Annotated in this window: 2 protein-coding genes and 1 pseudogene; 2 read left to right on the forward strand and 1 reads right to left on the reverse strand. The window is 41.1% G+C overall.

Annotation, left to right across the window (positions count from 1 at the left end; all coding sequences use genetic code 11):
- Nucleotides 1-104: 104 nt before the first annotated feature.
- A complete protein-coding gene (locus tag UC75_RS09810) occupies nucleotides 105-488 on the reverse strand; it encodes a GNAT family N-acetyltransferase (protein WP_004789887.1) in 384 nt (127 codons plus the stop codon).
- A gap of 102 nt (nucleotides 489-590) precedes the next feature.
- Here UC75_RS09810 and hisB point away from each other — a divergent pair, with 102 nt between their 5' ends.
- Nucleotides 591-1,184 (forward strand): imidazoleglycerol-phosphate dehydratase HisB, encoded by a 594-nt coding sequence (gene hisB, locus UC75_RS09815; protein WP_002116767.1) that lies wholly within the window; start codon nucleotides 591-593, stop codon nucleotides 1,182-1,184.
- Nucleotides 1,184-1,297: pseudogene (locus UC75_RS21005) on the forward strand (imidazole glycerol phosphate synthase subunit HisH); the annotation flags it as partial. The gene hisB and the pseudogene UC75_RS21005, both read left to right, overlap by 1 nt.

Consider the following 1,297-nt stretch of genomic DNA (forward strand, 5'->3'; position numbering starts at 1 on the left):
AAGTGGGCGTATTAAACAATGTTTATATGACCACGTCAAGCAACTTCCGTATTTTTTGTAACAAGTGATTATTTTTAAATCACCATCACATACGGACTAGGCTGTTAATGATGTAATTTACCAATATGAGCTAAACAACGATGAATTGCGCCACAGCCCGGCTCAAAAATTTTAACGCCTTTTGACTCTTCTATACGACAAGCTTCTTCAACCAAGCGCTCAGCTACCCCACGACCACGGTTAGCAGGGTGAACAACAATATATTCAAGGACCTTGCTTTCACCTTGTCCTGAAGACCAGATTGCACCTATAATTTTGGTGTTAAATTCAGCAGTGTATAGCGTGGTATACTGTTGTAAATCTTGTTCAAGTTGTTCAATCGCATCGTGCCCGTCACCAAACTCCGGACTTGTATCATACAAACGCTCAAGCTGATCGCGGATCTCTGAATTATCTAGAGAACTATAAGCATGTACGGTAATAGGCATTGATTAACCCTCCTGAGCAAACTATGATGCTGTCACGAATTCGTCACAGCGAAATTGTCGTTAACATCCAATCATTTTTGACGTTTTTTGAGGAACGTGTCCATGACGCAACGTATCAGTGAAGTGGTTAGAAATACCAATGAAACCAAAATTCGAGTTCGATTAAATCTCGACGGTACTGGTCAAGGCACACTAAACACTGGAGTTCCATTTTTAGACCATATGATTGATCAAATCAAGCGACATGGCTTATTTGATATCGATATTCATTGTGACGGAGACCTCGAGATTGATGATCACCACACCGTAGAAGACTGTGGAATCACGCTTGGACAAGCTTTTGCACAAGCTTTAGGCGATAAAAAAGGTTTAAAACGCTATGGTCATTTTTATGCACCATTAGATGAAGCTTTATCTCGCGTTGTTGTAGATTTATCTGGTCGTCCGGGTTTATTCATGGATATTCCATTTACCCGTGCACGCATCGGTACCTTTGATGTCGATTTATTTTCTGAGTTCTTCCAAGGTTTCGTAAACCATGCGCTTATGACCTTACACATCGATAATTTGAAAGGTAAAAATAGCCATCATCAAATCGAAAGTGTGTTCAAAGCGCTAGCTCGTGCTTTACGTATGGCTTGTGAAGTTGATCCACGTGCAGAAAACACGATTGCATCGACAAAAGGTAGCCTCTAATGACACGTATCGCGTTACTTGATTATGGCATGGGCAATCTACACTCAGCAGCTAAAGCACTTGAGCATGTGGGCGCTACAGTCGATGTGACCAATGATCCAAAATTAATTGCA

It is taken from the genome of Acinetobacter sp. V2 (assembly GCF_001188385.1).
Taxonomy (GTDB): Bacteria; Pseudomonadota; Gammaproteobacteria; order Pseudomonadales; family Moraxellaceae; genus Acinetobacter; species Acinetobacter oleivorans.